General features: G+C 32.4%; 1 protein-coding gene. It reads left to right on the top strand.

The window, feature by feature from the left end:
• Nucleotides 1-472 precede the first annotated feature (472 nt).
• Nucleotides 473-1,060: a hypothetical protein gene (locus CHI06_RS19980; protein ID WP_095250369.1), complete on the top strand. Its 588-nt coding sequence runs from the start codon at nucleotides 473-475 to the stop codon at nucleotides 1,058-1,060.
• Nucleotides 1,061-1,836: the final 776 nt, after the last annotated feature.

The following is a 1,836-nucleotide window of genomic DNA, read 5'->3' as shown; positions in this document are numbered from 1 at the left end:
AGCTGAGTGAGACCCCACAGGAGCGAAGCTGAAAGGAGGCTCACTGGCGAGCCCGCGGAAAGCATAGCGCCTGGAGCGTAAATCAACAGCCTAGTTTAACAAAGCCTATTTTTAATAAAAATAAAGTAAATACTTTTTAATTTATTTTTATCAAATTCCTAATTTATATCCAGATGAGGTATCAGTATCACAAACTATACTAAAATTATGGATCTAAAAAGGAAACTCATAGGATTTTGTCGAATTATTATATAAATATAAATAATTTTACAGGGGGATGGAGTTAAAAAAGTTTTCATAAAGACATGTTTGTTATTTATCAAAATGCCAATGTGGTTACAATGTGACACGATTTCTACAAATGGAAGATGCTAAAGATGGACTCACTGTATATAATAAATAGGTATAATACATATTTAATACATCGGAAAGTTAAAAGCATAACTATATGATGATTTAGGAGAGATAAATATTGTCAAAAGAATTGTTAAACAAACATACCGCAGGGGTTTTGGGTGCTGTTATTAAGCAGCCCCATTGGAAAAAGGATGAGCTTTCCAACAGACTTAAACAAGTATTAGACGAAATGAGACAAGACGCAGGATCACAGGAAGCATACCTAGAATCGCTCTTAAGAAACGTAACATTTTTATTCGAAAACACAAATCGTGCCATTTCTTTATTAAAGTTCTGTGTTGAAGAAGAAAAGTTTATGACCCAAGAAAGCTTTCAACAAGCCATGTTAGATGTTCCTAAACTAGTAAACGAGACTAATTTCTTTGCTGAAAATATGCCTCGATTTAAGGAACTTGTCTACAAGGGTTCAACTATTGAAGAGCAAGTAGCTCATGGTGAATTGGTTTACAGTGATAGCAAGCTCGTTAACGACATGGTCATTGATTTTATTGGAACTTTCCTGCAACCGAATAACAAGGACTTTATGACCAACTTTTTGGAGTATGCTTCAGATGTGGTCGTGGAAACCGTCATGCAATTTTGCAAAACGTATTCCGGTCTGATGCTAAAAGAATTAAACTCAAATGAAATGATCCAAAAATGAGAGTCTAACAAATCTCTTTTGTGTAGAATATTTTGAAATTATCTCACAGAAGGGATTTTATTTGTATGGAAAGAATATTCTCCTATTTTCTATCAAATTTTATTTCAAAAGATTTTCCTCCCTCTTGTTATATGAGCCGAGTCTTTTAATTTTTGAATTCTAAAAATACTACATTAAAAAATCTATACAAATCTAAAACAAATGGACGCAACCGTGTTGAATTTTTTGTGAATACGAATCTTCCACTTGCATATTTCTTAATGAGATGTGCTTTTTTTTGTTCATCAAAGAAAGATAGGCTGAATTAAGAATGTAGATTTCAATACTTACACAATAATGCGTTTTGCTGTTAACGCCACTTTTGATAACTCCACCTAAATCAACTACTTTTTGCATAGCTGTTTTTCTGTCCGATTGCAGCAGTTCACCAGTAAAGACATTGTTTTTTTTAAAAAATCCATGGTTATCATCAAAGATTTCAAATGTATCGGTAATTTTGGATTCATTAAATTTTATTAAATATTTTGTACCTTCCGAATTGCCGTTGTGGCTTTTACTTTTTTTGAACAATAAAGATTAATGGTTAGTCGAAAAGATATAAGTGAATTATAATTAAAACAATGAATGTACTAGAATATGGAGGAAAACCGAATGAAATTTCCAAATGATGCTGATGGAGATGCTTTACATAGTCTATATAAAGATGGATTAGATTTTAAAAAACAACAATCAGTGGACTTTTTTGTTGCCGTGCCTGATAAAGCAACAGGTGAAGA

It is taken from the genome of Bacillus sp. 7884-1 (assembly GCF_002272245.1).
In the GTDB taxonomy this organism is placed as follows: domain Bacteria; phylum Bacillota; class Bacilli; order Bacillales; family Cytobacillaceae; genus Neobacillus.
This window is presented reverse-complemented; position numbering and strand designations above follow the sequence as displayed.